Origin of the sequence: Arsenicicoccus dermatophilus, assembly GCF_022568795.1 — a bacterium.
Taxonomy (GTDB): domain Bacteria; phylum Actinomycetota; class Actinomycetes; order Actinomycetales; family Dermatophilaceae; genus Arsenicicoccus; species Arsenicicoccus dermatophilus.
Map to the genome: position 1 here is coordinate 2,520,909 of NZ_JAKZHU010000001.1, position 17,953 is coordinate 2,538,861.

Here is a 17,953-nt window from a genome sequence, read left to right on the forward strand (position 1 = left end):
ATCCGCCTGGGCCGCACCGATGCCGGGCGCCCAGGCAACCTTTGCCGGGGTCGGCCCGTAGAGACAGGTGACCCGACGGAAGGAGGCGAGATGCTCCGCAGCAGGCGCGAGCGCGACCAGGCGTTCACGAGGTTCGTGCAGGAGGCCACCCCCTCGCTCACCCGCACGGCCTGGCTCCTCACCGGATCCCGGGACGACGCGGTGGACCTCGTGCAGGCGGCGTTCGTCAAGACCTATGCCTCCTGGAGCCGGGTGCGCGACGACGACGCGCTCGCCTACACCCGCCGGGTACTCGCCAACGAGCACGTGGATCGGTGGCGCCGACGCCACGGCGAGGTCGCGGTGGCCGAGGTGCACGACCGGCCCGGGCGCGGCGACACCACCGTCGACGACCGCGACGAGGTCGTGCGGCTCCTCGCCACCCTGCCCGCCCAGCAGCGCACCGTCGTGGTGCTGCGCTACTACAACGACCTGTCCGAGGCAGCCGTCGCCGAGCACCTGGGCATCTCGGTCGGCAGCGTGAAGTCGGCCGCCTCCCGGGGTCTGGCCGCGCTGCGGACCGCCTACGCGGACAACGCATCCCACCCGCCCCTCGTCGCCAGTCCTTCCTCGACACCCGCAGGAGGTGTGTCATGACCGATTTCGAGCAGCTCCTCCGGCAGGACCTGGACCGGTCCGCCGAGGCCCATCCCGTCGCCCTGTCCTCCGCCGACGTCCTCGCCGCCGGGCAGGCGCACGTGCGCCGGCGCACCACGCGACGGGCCGCGGCCGGGCTCTGCCTGGCCCTCGCCGTGGGTGGCGGCGGCGTCGGCCTGAGCCGGATGCCGGACCGCGCGCCCCTGGTGGCCGCCTTCCCCACCCCGCTGCGCACCGGCGTCGGCACCGCCACGCTCCAGCTCGCCGGCATCGTCGAGGGTCGCGCCTACCAGGGGTGGCAGGTCGAGGTGGACCGCGCGGCCGTCGACGCCGCCGCACCCGCCCCCACAGGCGTCGGGACCCTGCGCTTCGCCGCGGTCGACGAGCAGGGTCGCGCGCTCGTCCAGGTGGCCGGCGACGTGCACGGGGTGGAGCACTCCGGCGCCGTCGTCGTCCGCGGCGCCGGAGCGGCCAGGAGTCACCTGCTCGGAGTGGTCGCCGCCCCCGCCGTCACCTTCCTGAGACTGGTGACCGACCAGCCGGAGACCGCCGGGAGCACCCAGGGCGTGCAGCAGCAGGTCTCGGGCACCGACCTGACGGCCTTCGTCGACCGCTCGGACAGCTCCGACGCCGACCTCGCCCGGACCCGCGTCCGGGGCCTGCTCTGGGGGACGCCCGACGGGCAGGTGCGCGCGAGCGACGGGACGCGCCGGCTGCCGGTCCACTCGGTGGCGCTGACCACCGACGACGGTCCGACCACGGTCTACGTCAGCGACGACCTGCACCTCCTGGGCGCCCACGGCCGGCTCGGGGACTACGCGGTGGACACGAGGGGCAGGACGCACCCGCCCGTGGTCGGCGGCACCACCCAGGTGAGCCCGCAGGCCCGGGGCATGACCGTGGGGCTGCTTCCCGCGGGCGCCCACGACATCCGGCTGGACCACCCCCTGCCCCGGCCGACGCAGATCCCCGTGACGACCCGGACCCTGCCCGACGGCCGGGTGGTCTGGGCCTCGGCGGGCCCGGTGCCCGAGCAGCTGACCTCCGGGGCGGGCGAGCTCTCCTCGCAGGTGACCTGGACCGATGCCCAGGGGATGCGGCACACCTTCGACCCGGCTCGGTGACCCGGGCTCGGTGACCCGGGCTCGGGGCCCGGCAGGGCGAGGCGGGGCGGCTGTGTGCCGCCGGCCCCTGCCGCCGGCACACGGCGCAAGATCCTCAGCGGCGCGGCAGCAGCACGGTGCAGTCCAGGTCGAGGACCACGAACGGCAGGTAGCGGCCGTCCTCGCCCTTCAGCGGGAAGTCCGCGCAGGGATGGTCCTTGGCCGCGACGGTGCGGACCCGCAGGGCGCCCACGTCCTTGCGGCCGGGCAGCTCGATCCGCTCCAGGACCTCGGTCCAGGCATAGATCGTGTCGCCCGCGAAGGTCGGGTTGGCGTGGGTGCCGCCGTTGAGGGCGGCGACGGACTGGGCGTTGCCGAGCCCGTTGAAGCTCAGCGCCCGCGCCAGCGAGATCACGTGCCCGCCGTAGATCAGCCGCCGCCCGGCCGTGGACCGCGCCTGCGCGTGCTGGTCGAAGTGCACCCTCGCGGTGTTCTGGTAGAGCCGGGTCGCCAGCATGTGGTCGGACTCCTCGATGGTGACCCCGTCGACGTGGTCGATGCGCTCCCCGACCTCGTAGTCGTCCCACAGGTGCTCGGAGCCGGCCACCGCGGTGTCGTAGCCGCCGACGACGCGCCACGGCGCCACCAGGTCCTCGGCCGGGACGGCGCCGGGCAGCTCGGGGATCGTCGCCTCGCCGAGCGCGTCCGGGGAGACGGGCTCGCGGCGCCGGACCATCACCCAGCGCACGTAGTCCAGGACCGTCTCGTCGTGCTGGTTGCGCCCCACCGTGCGGACGTAGACGTTGCCGGTGGTGCCGTTGGAGTTGGGCTTGAGGCCGATCACCGTGGAGGTCGCGGTGAGGGTGTCGCCGACGTAGACGGGCACCCCCCACACGCCCCCGGCATAGCCGAGGTTGGCGACGGCGTTGAGCGAGATCTCCGGCACCGACTTGCCGAAGACCACGTGGAAGACCAGCAGCGAGTCCACGGGCATCCGCTCCAGGCCCAGGCCCTTGGCGAAGGTCTCCCCGGACGTCATCGCGAACCGCGAGCCGTAGAGCCCGCCGTACAGCGCCAGGTCGCCCTCGGTCAGCGTGCGGGGCGTCGCGTGGACGATCTCCTGCCCGATGGCGAAGTCCTCGAAGAAGTTGCCGGCAAAGGTCTTGGACATGGGTGCACCTCGTCGTGTCGGTCTCGGCTCGCCGCCCATGCTGCCGCAGCCCGCGAGCGACCGGCACCCCGTCCTGGCGTGCCCTTGCTCACGTCGGCGGTCGTATGCCGGAAGGGTCCTCGCCCGCGCTCCCGGCCGCCGTCAGACCTGCTCCCGGCGGCCCTGCTCCCGCGGCGGGTCGGTCACGGTGGGCAGGGCACCCGTCGTGGCCTCCTCGGCCCGCGCCGTGGTCGCCCGCGCCTCCGGACTGTCGTTGTGCACCGCCTTGTCCGCGGTCGAGCCCTCGCCGCGAGGCGCCGCGTGCCGCAGGTTCGTGGCGCGGGGCCGGGACAGGTAGGTCCCGAGGGAGGCTCCCGCCGCGAGCGCCATACCCACGCCTGCCGCCGTGATCAGGGTGAGCGGTCCGCCCCCGAAGCTCTCGGTGCGTCCGACCTGGACCATGATCTCCAGGATCCCGCGGTAGACCATGGTCCCGGGCATGAGGGGCACGAGGGCGGCGGTGATCAGGGCCAGGGAGGGCACCTGCAGCCGTCGGCCGACAGGCATGGCGAGCAGCGACGGGAGGAAGGCACCGAGGGCGCTGGCGGAGACGGGTCCGAGCCCGGCCGCGGTGCCGAGCAGGTGGCCCACCCAGCCGAGCACGCCCGCCACCGCGCACAGGACGACGGTGCGCGGCCCGGCATAGGTGCTGATCGCGAAGAACGCGGAGATGAGCAGGGCGCCCAGCAGCTGCTGCGGCAGGCTGCCCACCGCGGGCGCCTCCCCGGAGAGCACCACGGGGACGCCGAGCCGCCAGGCGAGCTGCAGCGAGGCGAGGATCCCGACGACGATGCCGAGGGTCATCACGACGACCTCGTAGGTGCGGGCGCCCGCGGTGATGTAGTAGCCGTCGATGGCGTCCTGGGCGGCACCGACGACGGACAGCCCGGACAGCATCACCACGATGCCGCCGGTGACGATCAGCTCGGGACGGACGCCGCCCAGACCGGGCAGGTGCGCGTGATGGATCAGCGCGATGATCCCCGCGGCGGCCAGGGTGGGGATGGACGCGCCGAGCGCCTGCATGAAGAACGGCGGCACCTGGCGGCGCGACAGCCGGCCGATGAGCAGGTCGATCAGCCCGGAGGTGACGAAGGCGACCACGGTGATGATGACGGTGGCGTTGAGCAGCACGCACACGCCGGCGGCGATCCCGGCGTTGGCGACGGTGATCACCCAGCGGCGGTAGGGGTGCGGTGCGCGCACGACCGCGGCGAAGACGTCGTAGGCCTCGTCCACGTCCAGCCCGCCCTCGATCCTGTTGACCAGGCCCTGGACGCGCTGGAGGCGGGTGTAGTCGATGGAGCGGGCCCGCACGACGCGGAAGGTCGTCAGCGGCTCCCGGTCGTGGCCCCGGTAGTACGACACCTGGATGGAGGTGTAGGTGACGTCGACGTGAACGGCCTTGAGGTCGTAGGCCTTGGTGATCCGCAGCAGCGTCACGGTGACGTCGTTGGCGGAGGCCCCGTGGCTGAGCATCATCTCCGCGACCCGCATGGCCAGGTCGACGACCTTGCGCGCGACCGCCGGGTCGACCTCGTCCGGGTGCAGCTGGAGCACCCCGGTCCCGTCGCTGGGACGCAGGGCCCGCATCGCATGGGCGTAGGCCGTGCGGCGCAGGGCGCCCGCAGCCGTGGCCCGAGGTCGAGGGGCCCGGCCCCCCGTGGTACGAGTCGTCACAGCGAGTAGCCTTCCGGTCGGAGGGGCATCTGCGCAAGCGACCGGCCGGGGCACGATCGACGCACCGTGGCACGATGGCCGGTATGACGAGCGAAGAGCAGCCGAAGGCCGAGCACCGCAGCCGCCCCACCAGCGCCGAGTTCCGCGAGTTCGTCGCCTCGGGATGGGCCCCCCGGGCGTCCGAGCCCACCCCGCGGGCCGAGGTCGCCGACGTCACCGAGCCGCGCCGCGCCGCCGTGAGCGAGCGGTTCGCCGGGGAGCGGCTCGTCATCCCCGCCGGCGGTCTGAAGGTCCGCTCCAACGACTGCGACTACGTGTTCCGCCCGCACACGGCCTTTGCCTGGCTGACCGGCCTCGGCGCCGACCGCGAGCCGGATGCCGTCCTGGTGCTCGACCCGGTCGAGGGCGGCGGTCACGAGGCCACGCTGTTCTTCCGGCCGTTGGCCCCGCGCGACTCCGAGGAGTTCTTCGCCGACAGCCGGTACGGCGAGTTCTGGGTGGGCGCCCGGCCGACCGTCGCCGACGTCGAGTCCGAGCTGGGCATCCGGGCCCGCCACATCGACGAGATGAAGGACGTGCTCGCCAAGGACGCGGGCACCGTGCAGCTGCGGGTCCTGCGCGAGGCCGACGCGGCCGTCAGCGCGCTCGTCGACCAGGTGCGGCAGGAGGCCGGGGTCACCGAGTCCCAGGAGCAGCTCGACGCCGAGCTCGCCCGCGACCTGTCCACGCGCCGGATGGTCAAGGACGCGTGGGAGGTCGGTGAGATGCGCAAGGCCGTCGCCGCCACCCACAAGGGCTTCGAGGGGGTCATCGCCGACCTGCCCGAGGCGGTCCGCCGGGGCCGCGGGGAGCGCTGGGTCGAGGGGATGTTCGGGCTCTACGCCCGCCACGAGGGCAACGGCGTGGGCTACGACTCGATCTGCGCCAGCGGCGACCACGCCAACACCCTCCACTGGATCAAGAACACCGGCGACGTGCGCGAGGGCGACCTGATCCTCGTCGACGCGGGAGTCGAGGTCGACTCGTTGTTCACCGCCGACGTGACCCGCACCCTGCCGGTGTCGGGCCGGTTCAGCGAGCCGCAGCGCCGGGTCTACCAGGCCGTGCTGGACGCCCAGGAGGCCGGTCTCGCCGCGGTGCGTCCCGGCGCGAAGTTCTCCGACGTGCACGCCGCCGCGATCCGGGTCATCGCCGAGCGGCTCCACGAGTGGGGCCTGCTGCCCGAGGGCGTCGACGTCGAGCAGACCCTCGACCCCGAGCACGGCCAGTACCACCGTCGTTGGATGGTCCACGGCACCTCCCACCACCTCGGCATGGACGTCCACGACTGCCAGCAGGCGCTGCGCGAGGACTACATGGACGCCGAGCTCGTCCCCGGGATGATCTTGACGGTCGAACCTGGGCTCTACTTCAAGGCCGACGACGAGCTGGTGCCCGACGAGCTGCGCGGCATCGGCGTGCGCATCGAGGACGACGTGCTGGTGACCGAGGACGGCTGCGACAACCTCTCCGCCGCGATGCCCCGCACGATCGAGGACGTCGAGCGGTGGATCGCGCAGGTGCAGGAGCGCGGCCGCCCCTGAGCCCGACCAGGCCGCGGGCCTGACGACCGCCGTGGAGCCGCGCCCCGTCCGGGAGCGCGGCTCCACACGTCTGTCCTGCAGGCTCCGGAAGCGCGGCTCACCCGGGCGTGCGACCAGGTATGCAGGCGGCCGGCCCGCGGGTCGCCAGCACCACCAGCCCGGCGGCGCCGAGCAGGCACAGCACGCCCGCCACACCCCAGCGACAGCACATCAGATCTGCACCGCGACTGACGAGGATCGAGCTGCTCCCCCTACGTCTGCGAACGTGCGGGAACCCATGCGGCCCCTCTGCGAGCCGGCGAGCGTTCGGCAGCGAAAGTGCAGTCACAACAGTGACATGGCGTGACTCCAGGCAGGTGAGGTGCCCCTGGTGGCCACGAGGTATGACGGGCTCCATCTCGGCCCCGGACCCCGGACCCCGGCCGACGGCTGGTCGGCGGGGCCCGGCGTCTCGGTGCGGATCAGGCCGGCGTCAGCCGCACGATGTCGTTGAGCACGTTGCTCGTGGTCGTGCAGGTGATGAGCGCCAGCGAGCGCGTGCCGGTGCGTGCGGTGACCCACGTCGGCAGGTCGTACTTGTCCGCCTTGGGCAGCACCTCGGCGACCTTCCAGGTGCGGCCGCCCACGGTGACCTGGTCACCGGGGTGCAGCTGGGCGATGCGCTCCAGGGCACCGACGCTCTTCTGGCTGCGCGTCGAGTGCCCCACGATCACCGAGGTCCCCTGCGCCGCCTCGAGATCCATGCCACCGGTCCACAGGCAGGTGGCCCGGACGTCGGCAGGCGGCTCGACGACGCCCTTCTCCGTCCCGCAGGACAGGACGGGGGCGTCGACCCCCAGCGAGGGTATGGCGAGCCGGCCGTTGCCGGCCGCGGCCTTCTGGGCGGCCGCCGCGGGCGAGGCGGCCGAGGTCGCCCAGCGCGGCAGGCTCGAGGGCCCCGACGTGGGCGTGGCCGAGGTGGTCGTCGCTCCGGCCCCGGCCCCCGGGCCCGAGCCGGAGCACGCGGTGAGGGCTGCGGCCAGGACCGCGGCGCCGGCGAGGGACCGCAGGGTGCGCGTGGTCCTCATCGGCCGGAGTTGAAGACGGGCGCGCCGTGGGCACCCTTGCGGCCGGGCTGCACCGTCGGCCGCTTGAGGGGGGCGTGGCCGGCGTCGCAGACCTGGTCGATCGGTCCGCCGTCGATGAAGCTGATGCCGTTGCCGTCGGAGGCCACGACCACGAGCTCGCTGCGCGTCGTGGTGACCTTGACGGTGGCGCCGGGTGCGAGGGCCACGATGCCGTCGAGGTCTGCCTCGTCCGGGCCGCCGTAGGCGACCCCCACCAGCGGGTTGCCCGCGGGGTTGGTGATCGTCAGCGAGCGGCACCCGGGCACCAGGCGCAGGCCGCGCTTCAGCGGGGTGACGGGCAGGTCGCCGAGACCGGGGATCCCCTCGACGGGGACCTCCCCGTCCCATTGGCTCGGATTGCCGGAGGCGCTCGCGCTCGCGCTGGGCGAGGCGGTCGGGGTGGTCGGCGAGGTCCCCGTCGGCGTGGACGTGGGGGCCGGGCTCGCGGTGCCGGTCGCCGTCGGGTGCTCCGTGGGGCTCCCGGTGGGGGTGACCGTGGGGGTCGGCGAGGCGGTGGCGGTCGGGGTGCCGGTGGGCTGCTCGGGCACGGTCGTCGGCGCCGGGGTCGTGGTCGCCGTCGGGGTGGCGCTGTCCGAGCTCGACGGTGCAGGTGTCGTGGTGGCACCGGGCACGGAGGTCTCGACCGGAGCCGTCGGGGTGGGGGTGGGGGTCGCCGTCGGGTCGGGGTCGGCGAGGGCCGAGGGGGCGAGCGGGAGCGACAGGCAGGCGATCGTCAGAGCCGCGGACGCGACACGACGACCCAGGAGCGTGGTGGTCATCATGAGCCTTCTGGTCGGCCTCGTGGGCCAGGGTGGAGTGCAGGGGGATGGCGCCTGCTCGACCACCCTAGGAGACACTCGACACGCCGTTCCATAGCCCGAGATGACCACTTCATCACGATTGTCCGCCCTGCGGTTCCTGGCTCGCTTTGCTACGGTGGCGGCGTCCAGAGCGGGAGTCCGAGGCATCGGGCTGAGAGGGGGCTGCAGCCGCCCCGACCGTCACCACCTGATCCGGGTCATGCCGGCGCAGGGATCCTCGGAGACGACGTGCGGCTCGAGCACTCTCACGGCACCGTCTGCGGCTGCCGGGGCCCCTGGCCGATCCGCCCGGGTCGTCACCGACAGGGCCGACCATGACCGACCTGATCCAGTCCACTGCTCCTGCCGTCGATCCCGCCGACCAGGGCGCGGACCCTGCTCTCGCCGAGGGCAACACCGACTGCGGGCACCACATCACCCACCGGCGCCGCCGTCGGGTGCTCGTCGACGGTCCCGACGGCGTGGGCGTGCCGTTCACCGAGATCCGCCTCGACGACAGCCCGTCCGCGTCCGGCCCGGTGCCCAACGAGCCGGTCCGGGTCTACTGCACCGAGGGGCCCGGCTCCGACCCGGCCGAGGGCCTCGCGCCGGTGCGGCACGAGTGGATCGCGGCCCGCGGCGACGTCGAGACCTATCCCGGTCGCAGCCGCGACCTGGCGGACGACGGACGCGCCGCCGTACGCCGTGGTGCGTCCTCCCAGGAGTGGCGCGGGGCGCGACGAGAGCCCTTGCGCGCCAAGGCCGGCCAGCGCGTGACGCAGATGGCCTACGCCCGGCGAGGGGTGATCACCCCGGAGATGCGGTATGTCGCGCTGCGCGAGGCCTGCGACGTCGAGCTCGTCCGCTCCGAGGTCGCCGCCGGCCGCGGGATCATCCCCGCCAACGTCAACCACCCCGAGTCCGAGCCGATGATCATCGGGCGGGCCTTCCTGGTCAAGGTCAACGCCAACATCGGCAACTCGGCGATCACCAGCTCGATCGCCGAGGAGGTCGACAAGCTCACCTGGGCCACCCGCTGGGGCGCCGACACGGTGATGGACCTGTCGACCGGCGACGACATCCACACGACCCGCGAGTGGATCGTGCGCAACTCCCCCGTCCCGATCGGCACCGTGCCGATGTATCACGCCCTGGAGAAGGTCGGCGGCATCGCCGAGGAGCTCACCTGGGAGATCTTCCGCGACACCGTGATCGAGCAGTGCGAGCAGGGCGTGGACTACATGACGATCCACGCGGGCGTGCTCAAGGACTACGTCCCGCTGACCGCCCGTCGGGTCACCGGCATCGTGTCGCGCGGCGGCTCGATCCTGGCCGGCTGGTGCATGGCCCACGACGAGGAGAACTTCCTCTACACCCACTTCGACGAGCTGTGCGAGATCTTCGCGCAGTACGACGTGGCCTTCTCCCTCGGCGACGGGCTGCGTCCCGGCTCGGTCGCGGACGCCAACGACGAGGCCCAGCTCGCCGAGCTGCGCACCCTCGCCGACCTGACCAGGCGGGCCTGGGCGTACGACGTGCAGGTGATGGTCGAGGGCCCCGGGCACGTGCCGCTGCACCTGGTGGAGGAGAACGTCCGCCTGCAGCAGGAGTGGTGCGACGGGGCGCCGTTCTACACCCTCGGGCCGCTGGCCACCGACATCGCGCCGGGCTACGACCACATCACCTCGGCGATCGGCGCGGCCACCATCGCGATGCACGGCACCGCCATGCTCTGCTACGTCACGCCCAAGGAGCACCTGGGGCTGCCCGACCGCGACGACGTCAAGACGGGCGTGATCACCTACAAGCTCGCCGCCCACAGCGCCGACCTCGCCAAGGGCCACCCCGGCGCCCGGGTGCGGGACGACGCGCTGTCCAAGGCCCGCTTCGAGTTCCGGTGGAACGACCAGTTCGAGCTCTCCCTCGACCCGGACACCGCCCGCAGCTTCCACGACGAGACGCTGCCGGCTGAGCCCGCCAAGGACGCGAGGTTCTGCTCGATGTGCGGGCCGAAGTTCTGCTCGATGCGGATCAGCCAGGACATCCGCGACCGGCACGCGGCCGACCTCGGGATGCCCGAGATCCGCTGACCTCAGCGGCGGGTGGCGCCGCCCTGCTCGTCGCTCCAGGCGACCTCGTCGGATCGGTCGGGGTCGACGGGCGGGGCCGGCACCTGCTGGGTCGGTGCCTGCTGGGCCTGGGACCGGTGCACCGGCATCCCCATGGTGGAGTCCACCTGCTGCGCGTGGGGGGGCTGCACCGGCATGCCCATCGTCGACCCCACCTGCTGCGGGGGCTGCGGGGCCTGCCAGGTCTGGGGCTCGGCGGGCGCCGCCGGGGCCTGCCGGACGGGCGCCGCGGGCTGACCCGGGGAGGACGATCCGAGCACCGGGTCACCCATCAGGCCGGCCTCGCGCAGCATCGTCCGTGCCTGCTGCTGCAGCTGCCGCTCCACCAGCACCTCGTAGCGCGTCGCCACGACCTGCGTGACCGAGGTGAAGTCGCGCCGACCCCGAGTCAGGGAGTAGCCGATCAGCGCCCACACCAGCCCGAAGAGGGCCCCGACGAGCAGCGGCGTCACCATCGCCCGGGGCCCCTGGCCGTCGAGCGTCATGAACAGGATCCCGACGAAGAGCCCCATCCACAGACCGGACGCCATCCCGCCGAGGGCGACCTTGGTCTGGGTGAGCCGTCCGGTGACCCGCTCCACCTGGCGCAGGTCGGTGCCGACGATCATGCACTGCTCGACGGGGAACTCGTGGTCGGCCAGGTGGTCCACCGCTCGCTGGGCCTCGGCATACCGCTCGAAGACACCGACGGACGAGGGGAGCTCGAGCTGCAGGTGCTCGGCCGTGAGCGCGGACGTGGGCGAGATCTGGGGCTGCGGCATGGCTCGATCATCCCACCTCCGGCAGGTCGTCGGCTGGATGCCGCCTGGGCACGACGACGGCCCGCCGGTCCCCCTGGCGGAGGCTCGACGGGCCGGTCGTATGCCGACGAGAAGCTGCGGGGCTCAGCGCTTCCCGTAGTCCTTGAGCAGGCGCCGCCCGATGATCATCTTCTGGATCTCCGCGGTGCCCTCGCCGATGAGCAGCATGGGTGCCTCGCGGTAGAGCCGCTCGATCTCGTACTCCTTGGAGTAGCCGTAGCCGCCGTGGATGCGGAAGGACTGCTCGACCACGTCGGCGCAGTACTCCGCGGCGAGGTACTTCGCCATGCCGGCCTCGAGGTCGTTGCGCTCACCCTTGTCCTTGAGCCGGGCGGCCTTGACCATCATCTGGTGGGCGGCCTCGCACTTGGTGGCCATGTCGGCCAGGCGGAACAGGATCGCCTGGTGGTCGATGATCTTCTTGCCGAAGGTCTCCCGCTCCTGGGCGTAGCCGATGCCGAGCTCGAAGGCGCGCTGGGCGACGCCGCACGCGCGGGCGGCGACGTTGACGCGGCCGACCTCGACGCCGTCCATCATCTGGTAGAAGCCCTTGCCGGGCTCGCCACCGAGGATCTGCGCTGACGTGGTCCGGTAACCCGTGAGCACCAGCTCGGTGGTGTCGACGCCCTTGTAGCCCATCTTCTCGATCTTGCCGGGCACCGTGACGCCGGGCGCGACCTCACCGAAGCCGGGCTCCTTCTCGACCAGGAAGGTCGTCATGTTCTTGTAGACCGAGTCGGCGCCGGTGTCGGTCTTGACCAGCACCGCGACGAGCGTCGACGAGCCGCCGTTGGTCAGCCACATCTTCTGCGCGTCGATGGTCCAACCGTCGCCCTCGCCGGGAACGGCCTTGCTCGTGATCGCCGAAACGTCGGAGCCGCAGCCGGGCTCGGACATCGAGAACGCACCGCGGATCTCGCCGGTCGCCATCTTGGGCAGGTACTTCTGCTTCTGCTCCTCGGTGCCGTGCTGCAGCAGCATGTAGGCCACGATGAAGTGGGTGTTGATGATGCCGCTGACGCTCATCCAGCCGCGGGCGATCTCCTCCACGGTGAGCGCATAGGTGAGCAGGGACTCGCCGAGCCCGCCGTACTCCTCGGGGATCATCAGGCCGAAGATCCCCATCTCCTTCATGCCCTCCACGATCTGCGTGGGGTACTCGTCGCGGTGCTCGAGCTCGGTGGTGACCGGGATGATCTGCTCGTCGACGAACTCCCGGACGAGCTTGATCAGCTCCTGCTGCTCCTCGGTGAGGCCGTCGGTGGTCTGGATGCGTCCCATGGGGTTACTCCGCCTTGGTCGGGGCTGCTCTGACTACCTCGGAGTATGCCGAGCAGCGCCGGGCCACGACACCTGAACCGTCCGTGACCCTCACCACGCGACCGCCCTCCCCTGCTCACCAGGCGCGCCGCAGCAGCCCGATCGCCTCGGCGAGGTCGAGCCCGTGGCGCTGGGCGGTGCGGGCGAGCAGCGTCGCCGCGGCCTGGGTCTCGTCGCCGGCGCCGTCGCGGACGTGCCCGAGCACGACGGTGCCGCCGCGGCCGCGGGTGGCCACGTGCCCCTCGGCCTCGAGCTGCTTGTACGCCTTGGCGACGGTGTTGACCGCGAGCCCCAGGTCGCCGGCCAGCTGGCGGACGGTCGGCAGCCGGGATCCGGTCGCCAGTGCGCCCGACGCGATCGCCGCGGTGACCTGCGTCACGATCTGCTCGTACGGCGCGGCCGGGCTGGCCTCGTCGATCGTGACGATCACGTCAGCACCTCCCGGCCCGCGTGCGCCCGGAACCACCGCAGGTCGCCGTCCCCAGAGACGGCGTGGACGTAGATCGCGAACACCCCGGCCGCCACCAGCAGCACCACGCCACCCGCCCAGGTGGCCGGGTCGGCCACCCGCGGGCCCGCGGTCGACCCCGACTGGTGGAGCAGCAGGAAGGCCGTCGGGAGGGCAGCCGCGGTCCAGGCGACGAAGGGCTGCAGGCTGACCAGGTCGCGCAGCGCGATCGCCCGGAGGAGCTCGGCCCACAGCAGATCCTGCCGGTCCTGGGCGGGTGCGGGAGCAGCGAGCAGCCGCCGGGCGAGCACCGAGGCCACGAGGTGGACGACCAGCGCGCCGAGCCCGCCCGCCACCGCCCACCGGGCCTGCTCCGGCGACCGGCCCAGCGCCAGGCAGCCGAGGCCCGCGCTCAGGCACAGGACGTCGAGGACGAGGCCTCCGTGGGCGGCCCGCAGCTCCAGCGGCGGGAGATAGTGCTCGGGCTCCCGGGCCTGCAGGGTGGCGGCGCGGACCCGGCCGGGCACGACGACCGGCACCCTGAGCTGACCGATCGCGGCGCCGATCGACGCGGCACCGGCAACGGCGAGGCCGATCCACGCCTGTTGGTCCGACTGACCCAGGGCCCACCTCACCAGGAACAGGACGGTCACCCCGAGCACGGCGCCCCGCAGCCGTCCCCGGCGGCGGGCGACGAATCGCTCCAGGACGGGCGGGGGCGCAGCGACGTCAGGGGGCAGGCCCATGCGGGCCACCCAGGGCCGGGCATCGCGGGCCGCCCCCCGTCGGAGGTTCAGGTGGCCACCGATCACGAAGACGGTGAGCAGCACCGCCCAGAAGGTGCCCTCGGCCGACCAGCCGCCCGTCATGCCCGCACCTCCCGGCGGGCGACCGGCGGCGTCGAGCGCCACGAGAGCACCGCGAACGTCGCGACCCCGGCCGCCCAGATCGCGATCAGGGCCGTTGTCCGCACCATCGGATCCACTTTTATGTCCCATCTTGTCGTGCGACAAAATTACGCCCTCCCCCGGCACCCCGCAAGCCCCCGTCGGAGCGCGCCTGCCGAAAAGCGATTGCCGGCGCCGCAGGCCGCGCGCGAGGCTGGGCCGCAGGCCCCGGCATACCGCCGGCGCCGCAGGCTTTGCCGAAGGAGGTGGCGACATGACTGCTCGCACCCGACGCCACGACGACCGTCACCCCACCTCCCGGATGGAGAGCACCACCCCATGACTTCCCCTGCACCGCAGGACCTCTCGACGCACGACCCGTTCCCTGACGACCGCGACCCGGCACGCCTGCGGCTGCCCGACGGCCTCCCCGAGGGCGACCGCTGGTCGACCTGGGACACCGCCACCCACGGCCCCGAGCCCCGCCCCGACTGGGTGATCACCGCCCTCGGCGCCGTCGACGAGGACCTCGGTGTCCTCAAGACCGGCAAGGAGGCGGACGTGCACGTCGTGCGCCGCCGAGTGCCCGACACCGACCAGTCGATCTCCCTGGCCGCCAAGCGCTTCCGCAGCCGCGAGCACCGCCGGTTCCACCGCGACAGCAGCTATCTGGAGGGGCGCCGGGTCCGCAGGAGCCGGGAGATGCGGGCGATGGCCCGGCGCACGGGTTTCGGCAAGGAGATGATCGCCGGGCTGTGGGCCGGCGCCGAGTTCGCCGCGCTCGGCCGGCTCTGGGAGCTGGACCTGCCGGTGCCCTACCCGGTCTCGCTCGACGACACCGAGATGCTCATGGAGCTGGTCGGCAGCACCGAGGGGCCCACCCCCGTCGCGGCGCCCCGGCTCGCCCAGACCCGCCCGGCACCCGACCTGCTCGCGGACTTGTGGCACCAGCTCCGGTCCGCGCTCCTGCGCCTGGCCGCCGAGGGCTGGACCCACGGCGACCTCTCGCCGTACAACGTGCTCCTGGACGGCGAGCGCCTGGTGATCATCGACTGGCCCCAGATCGTCGACGTGATCGGCAACCCGCACGGCTTCGCGATCCTGGAGCGGGACGCGAGCACGATGGCGACGTGGTTCGCGCGCCGCGGGCTCGAGGTGGACGCCGGGGAGCTGGTCGCGGAGCTGATCGGCGCGGCCACCTCCCGCTGACCTCGGCGGGAAAGACCTGCCGCCGGTCGTCGGACCGGCCCGGGCCACGGGGCCCGGCGGATCCGACGACCGGCGGCAGGTCTGACGGTTCGGGAGATCGGGTCAGTAGACCGTGACCTGACCCTTGAGGTAGATCGCACGGGTCGCCCGCAGCTCGTCCATGTTGCCGTTGTGGATGCGCACGCAGCCGTGGCTGCTCGGGTAGGCACCCACGTCGAACTTGCTGCCGTGCACCGCGATGCCCTTGTTGAAGTACATCGGGCGGTACATGTCGCCCAGGGCGCCGTGCTGCCAGCCGGCACCGCCGCGGTACTGCGTCCAGAACCGGAAGGTGCCGGAGGGGGTCACCGCGACCCCGCGCTTGCCGTGCTCGCGGAAGGGCTTGCCGGTGCCGGTGGACACGTTGTAGATCGTGCTGACCCGTCCGCCGTCGACGACGAGCAGGACCTGGCGAGCCTTGTCGACCTCGATCACGTGCCCGCGCGTGGTGCGGGCCTTGGGGCGGACGCCCGTCGCGAGCGCCTTCGCGGTGCGGGGGCCGAGCACGCCGGTGCGCGGCAGGCCCGCGACCTTCTGCAGGGCCATGACGGCCTGGCGCGTGCGCGGACCGTAGGTGCCGTTGGGCGCGCCGAGGCTGTAGCCCAGCTGGTTCAGCCGCTTCTGGGCGGCGAGGACCTCCGGTCCGCGCGAGCCGGTGTGCAGGGTGGACGACGCGGCCACGGCGGCGACCGGTGCGGCGGTGTTCGGCGTCGCGGCGGCCGTGGCGCCCCCGAGCCCTGCCCCCCCGAGCAGGACCGCGGACAGACCGACGACGGCTGTGCGACGACTGAAGACCTTGGTTCTCATGATTCCTTCTCTCTCTCCCCGGTGCGGGCCCCGACGGCCTCGCTCACAGCTGGACGACGCCCCGGCACCCCGAGGGGTTGCACGCTGCCGAGAGTGACGTGGAGCACCCCTGCCCCGAGTAGGCTGCGCCCGTGAGCCTCCGTCGTGTCTTCGTCGCCCGTCTCGCCGGGCTCGCGGTCTTCGACCCGCTCGGCGACCAGGTGGGACGGGTGCGCGACGTGGTGGTCAGCTTCAGCGCGACGAGGCGCAAGCCGCGCGTCCTGGGCCTGGTGGTCGAGGTGCCGGGCCGGCGTCGCGTCTTCGTCCCCATCACCCGCGTCACGAGCATCGACGCCGGGCAGGTCATCACCACCGGCCTGGTCAACATGCGGCGCTTCGAGCAGCGCCCGACCGAGTCGCTGGTGCTGGCCGAGCTGTTCGACCGCGAGGTGACGGTCCGGCAGGCGGGCGACGAGCCCTTCCGGGCGACCGTCGAGGACCTCGCCATCGAGCAGGAGCGGCCGCGCGAGTGGTCCGTGGGCAAGGTCTTCGTCCGCCGCGGTCAGGCCGCCTCCACGCTGCGGCGCATCGCCGGGCGGCGCGGCGAGACGCTGCTCGTGGACATCCTGGAGACGCAGGGCCTGGCGGTGCGCACCGAGGGTCAGAGCGCGGCGCGTCTGCTCGAGACGTATGACGACCTCAAGCCCGCGGACCTCGCCGAGGTGATCCACGACCTCACGCCCGAGCGCCGGGTGGAGGTCGCCGGCGCCCTGGACGACGAGAAGCTCGCCGACGTCATCGAGGAGCTCCCCGCCGACGACCAGATCGAGATCCTCACGCACCTGGAGGACGAGCGCGCCGCGGACGTGCTGGAGCTCATGGAGCCCGACGACGCCGCCGACCTGCTGTCCGAGCTGCCCGAGGCCACCCAGGAGCACTACCTGCAGCACATGGAGCCGGACGAGGCGGCCCCGCTGCGCCGGCTGATGGCCTACGACGACAACACCGCCGGTGGTCTGATGACCCCCGAGCCGCTGGTGCTGGGTCCCGACGCGACGATCGCCGAGGCGCTGGCCTGGGTGCGCCGCGAGGAGCTCTCCCCCGCCCTCGCCTCGCTGGTCTGCGTGTGCCGTCCGCCGCTGGAGACCCCCACGGGGCGCTACCTCGGGACGGTGCACATCCAGCGGCTGCTGCGCGAGCCGCCGCACAGCGCGCTCGGCTCGATCCTGGACAAGGAGCTCGAGCCCCTCGACCCGGCGGACAGCCTCGGGACCGTCACCCGCGTGCTCGCGAACTACAACCTGACCGCCGCGCCCGTGGTGGACGAGGACGGCCACCTGCTGGGCGCGGTCACCGTCGACGACGTGCTGGACCACATCCTCCCGGACGACTGGCGCGAGGAGAGGCACGAGGTGACCGATGACTGAGCGGATCCGCGAGCGCGTCGCCGACCGCGCCTCCGAGCGGTCCCGGGACCGCACCGGCGACCGGGGCCGCGAGCGCCGCGCCGCCCGCGGGCGCGACCGGGACCGGCTGGACCAGCCGCGCGAGGCCGGTCTGCGCATCGACAAGCCCCGGCTCTTCGACGCCGAGCGCTTCGGCCGAGCCTCAGAGGCCTTCGCCCGCTGGATGGGCACTGCCCAGTTCCTCATCTACATGACGGTCTTCGTCGCCGCGTGGCTGGCGTGGAACACCTTCATGCCCGAGGCCGCGCAGTTCGACCCGCGCAGCCTCAACTACACCCTGCTGACGCTGATCCTGTCCCTGCAGGCGTCGTATGCCGCGCCCCTGATCCTCCTCGCCCAGAACCGCCAGGACGACCGCGACCGGGTCGGCCTGGAGCAGGACCGCGCCCGCGACGAGCGCAACCTCGCCGACACCGAGTTCCTCACCCGCGAGGTCGCCGCGCTGCGGATCGCCATGCGGGACATGGCCACCCGCGACTATCTGCGCTCCGAGCTGCGTGACCTCCTGGAGGAGCTGGAGAATCGCGGGGTGGTGCCCGCCGCCGAGCCCGAGCGGCAGGCGCAGCCCACCGGCAAGGTCAAGAAGGCCAAGAAGAAGCGCCCGGTCCCTGCGGCCGGGCAGGCTCCGGCCACGACCCCCGAGGACGCAGCCCCGCCGGAGGCCGAGCCGGTCGACCTGCTGTCCACCCCCCTCCCCTCGGGCACCACGGCGATCCGCCCGGACGCCGACGCGTGAGGTGAGGGCTGCCGC

General features: G+C 73.0%; 16 protein-coding genes and 1 riboswitch. Of the genes, 7 read left to right on the forward strand and 9 right to left on the reverse strand.

All coding sequences use genetic code 11. From position 1 onward, the window contains the following. Positions 1-90: 90 nt before the first annotated feature. Both MM438_RS11615 and MM438_RS11620 read left to right on the forward strand, forming a co-directional pair. Positions 91-636: a SigE family RNA polymerase sigma factor gene (locus MM438_RS11615; protein ID WP_241452662.1), complete on the forward strand. Its 546-nt coding sequence runs from the start codon at positions 91-93 to the stop codon at positions 634-636. Then, complete coding sequence (locus MM438_RS11620; protein WP_241452663.1) at positions 633-1,760, forward strand: hypothetical protein; 1,128 nt, start codon at positions 633-635, stop codon at positions 1,758-1,760. Before MM438_RS11615 ends, MM438_RS11620 begins: the two co-directional genes overlap by 4 nt. Positions 1,761-1,854: 94 nt before the next feature. On the opposite strand, the gene MM438_RS11625 is transcribed toward MM438_RS11620, so the two are convergent. Together MM438_RS11625 and MM438_RS11630 are read right to left on the reverse strand one after the other, a co-directional pair. Beyond that, positions 1,855-2,910 carry a MaoC family dehydratase gene (locus MM438_RS11625; RefSeq protein WP_241452666.1) on the reverse strand — a complete coding sequence of 352 codons (1,056 nt, stop codon included), beginning with the start codon at positions 2,908-2,910 and terminating at the stop codon, positions 1,855-1,857. 141 nt (positions 2,911-3,051) lie between these two features. Beyond that, the gene (locus MM438_RS11630) at positions 3,052-4,629 is read right to left on the reverse strand and encodes a threonine/serine exporter family protein (protein WP_241452669.1); all 1,578 of its coding nucleotides are present in this window, start codon (positions 4,627-4,629) and stop codon (positions 3,052-3,054) included. An 83-nt stretch (positions 4,630-4,712) separates the two neighbouring features. On the opposite strand from MM438_RS11630, the gene MM438_RS11635 reads away from it, so the two are divergent. Next, positions 4,713-6,212 carry an aminopeptidase P family protein gene (locus MM438_RS11635; RefSeq protein WP_241452670.1) on the forward strand — a complete coding sequence of 500 codons (1,500 nt, stop codon included), beginning with the start codon at positions 4,713-4,715 and terminating at the stop codon, positions 6,210-6,212. A gap of 461 nt (positions 6,213-6,673) precedes the next feature. On the opposite strand, the gene MM438_RS11640 is transcribed toward MM438_RS11635, so the two are convergent. Both MM438_RS11640 and MM438_RS11645 read right to left on the reverse strand, forming a co-directional pair. Next, positions 6,674-7,279: a class F sortase gene (locus tag MM438_RS11640; RefSeq protein ID WP_241452671.1), complete on the reverse strand. Its 606-nt coding sequence runs from the start codon at positions 7,277-7,279 to the stop codon at positions 6,674-6,676. Continuing rightward, the gene (locus MM438_RS11645) at positions 7,276-8,100 is read right to left on the reverse strand and encodes a hypothetical protein (protein WP_241452673.1); all 825 of its coding nucleotides are present in this window, start codon (positions 8,098-8,100) and stop codon (positions 7,276-7,278) included. Before MM438_RS11645 ends, MM438_RS11640 begins: the two co-directional genes overlap by 4 nt. 159 nt (positions 8,101-8,259) lie before the next feature. Beyond that, positions 8,260-8,371, forward strand: a riboswitch (TPP riboswitch). An 82-nt stretch (positions 8,372-8,453) separates the two neighbouring features. Between MM438_RS11645 and thiC the strand changes: the two genes are divergently transcribed. Further along, positions 8,454-10,208, forward strand: coding sequence for a phosphomethylpyrimidine synthase ThiC (gene thiC / locus MM438_RS11650; protein WP_277627967.1), 1,755 nt, complete (start codon positions 8,454-8,456; stop codon positions 10,206-10,208). 2 nt (positions 10,209-10,210) lie between these two features. Here the strand turns inward: thiC and MM438_RS11655 are convergent, their stop codons facing one another. From MM438_RS11655 to MM438_RS11670, 4 genes are all read right to left on the reverse strand, one after another. After that, entirely contained in the window at positions 10,211-11,008 is a 798-nt protein-coding gene (locus MM438_RS11655) for a YflT domain-containing protein (RefSeq protein WP_241452674.1), read from the reverse strand. A gap of 123 nt (positions 11,009-11,131) precedes the next feature. Continuing rightward, entirely contained in the window at positions 11,132-12,328 is a 1,197-nt protein-coding gene (locus tag MM438_RS11660) for an acyl-CoA dehydrogenase family protein (RefSeq protein WP_241452675.1), read from the reverse strand. A gap of 115 nt (positions 12,329-12,443) precedes the next feature. Then, complete coding sequence (locus tag MM438_RS11665) at positions 12,444-12,797, reverse strand: GntR family transcriptional regulator (protein WP_241452676.1); 354 nt, start codon at positions 12,795-12,797, stop codon at positions 12,444-12,446. Beyond that, on the reverse strand, positions 12,794-13,684 hold the full coding sequence (locus tag MM438_RS11670; RefSeq protein ID WP_241452680.1) for a hypothetical protein: 891 nt from the start codon (positions 13,682-13,684) through the stop codon (positions 12,794-12,796). Before MM438_RS11670 ends, MM438_RS11665 begins: the two co-directional genes overlap by 4 nt. Positions 13,685-14,041: 357 nt before the next feature. On the opposite strand from MM438_RS11670, the gene MM438_RS11675 reads away from it, so the two are divergent. Further along, positions 14,042-14,911: a serine protein kinase RIO gene (locus MM438_RS11675; protein WP_241452682.1), complete on the forward strand. Its 870-nt coding sequence runs from the start codon at positions 14,042-14,044 to the stop codon at positions 14,909-14,911. Between the two features lie 102 nt (positions 14,912-15,013). Here MM438_RS11675 and MM438_RS11680 read toward each other — a convergent pair whose 3' ends face one another. Beyond that, the gene (locus tag MM438_RS11680; protein ID WP_241452683.1) at positions 15,014-15,757 is read right to left on the reverse strand and encodes a L,D-transpeptidase family protein; all 744 of its coding nucleotides are present in this window, start codon (positions 15,755-15,757) and stop codon (positions 15,014-15,016) included. 131 nt (positions 15,758-15,888) lie between these two features. On the opposite strand from MM438_RS11680, the gene MM438_RS11685 reads away from it, so the two are divergent. Then, the gene (locus MM438_RS11685) at positions 15,889-17,163 is read left to right on the forward strand and encodes a magnesium transporter MgtE N-terminal domain-containing protein (protein ID WP_241452688.1); all 1,275 of its coding nucleotides are present in this window, start codon (positions 15,889-15,891) and stop codon (positions 17,161-17,163) included. Then, a complete protein-coding gene (locus tag MM438_RS11690) occupies positions 17,156-17,938 on the forward strand; it encodes a DUF1003 domain-containing protein (protein ID WP_241452689.1) in 783 nt (260 codons plus the stop codon). The genes MM438_RS11685 and MM438_RS11690 overlap by 8 nt, the downstream gene beginning before the upstream one ends. Positions 17,939-17,953: the final 15 nt, after the last annotated feature.

Excerpts from the sequence above, each read along its gene's own strand:
- MM438_RS11660 (WP_241452675.1), bottom strand. The coding sequence starts at position 12,328 with ATGGGACGCATCCAGACCACCGACGGCCTCACCGAGGAGCAGCAGGAG.
- MM438_RS11625 (WP_241452666.1), bottom strand. The coding sequence starts at position 2,910 with ATGTCCAAGACCTTTGCCGGCAACTTCTTCGAGGACTTCGCCATCGGG.
- MM438_RS11615 (WP_241452662.1), top strand. The coding sequence starts at position 91 with ATGCTCCGCAGCAGGCGCGAGCGCGACCAGGCGTTCACGAGGTTCGTG.
- thiC (WP_277627967.1), top strand. The coding sequence starts at position 8,454 with ATGACCGACCTGATCCAGTCCACTGCTCCTGCCGTCGATCCCGCCGAC.
- MM438_RS11640 (WP_241452671.1), bottom strand. The coding sequence starts at position 7,279 with ATGAGGACCACGCGCACCCTGCGGTCCCTCGCCGGCGCCGCGGTCCTG.
- MM438_RS11690 (WP_241452689.1), top strand. The coding sequence starts at position 17,156 with ATGACTGAGCGGATCCGCGAGCGCGTCGCCGACCGCGCCTCCGAGCGG.
- MM438_RS11645 (WP_241452673.1), bottom strand. The coding sequence starts at position 8,100 with ATGATGACCACCACGCTCCTGGGTCGTCGTGTCGCGTCCGCGGCTCTG.
- MM438_RS11680 (WP_241452683.1), bottom strand. The coding sequence starts at position 15,757 with ATGAGAACCAAGGTCTTCAGTCGTCGCACAGCCGTCGTCGGTCTGTCC.
- MM438_RS11670 (WP_241452680.1), bottom strand. The coding sequence starts at position 13,684 with ATGACGGGCGGCTGGTCGGCCGAGGGCACCTTCTGGGCGGTGCTGCTC.
- MM438_RS11675 (WP_241452682.1), top strand. The coding sequence starts at position 14,042 with ATGACTTCCCCTGCACCGCAGGACCTCTCGACGCACGACCCGTTCCCT.
- MM438_RS11635 (WP_241452670.1), top strand. The coding sequence starts at position 4,713 with ATGACGAGCGAAGAGCAGCCGAAGGCCGAGCACCGCAGCCGCCCCACC.
- MM438_RS11620 (WP_241452663.1), top strand. The coding sequence starts at position 633 with ATGACCGATTTCGAGCAGCTCCTCCGGCAGGACCTGGACCGGTCCGCC.
- MM438_RS11655 (WP_241452674.1), bottom strand. The coding sequence starts at position 11,008 with ATGCCGCAGCCCCAGATCTCGCCCACGTCCGCGCTCACGGCCGAGCAC.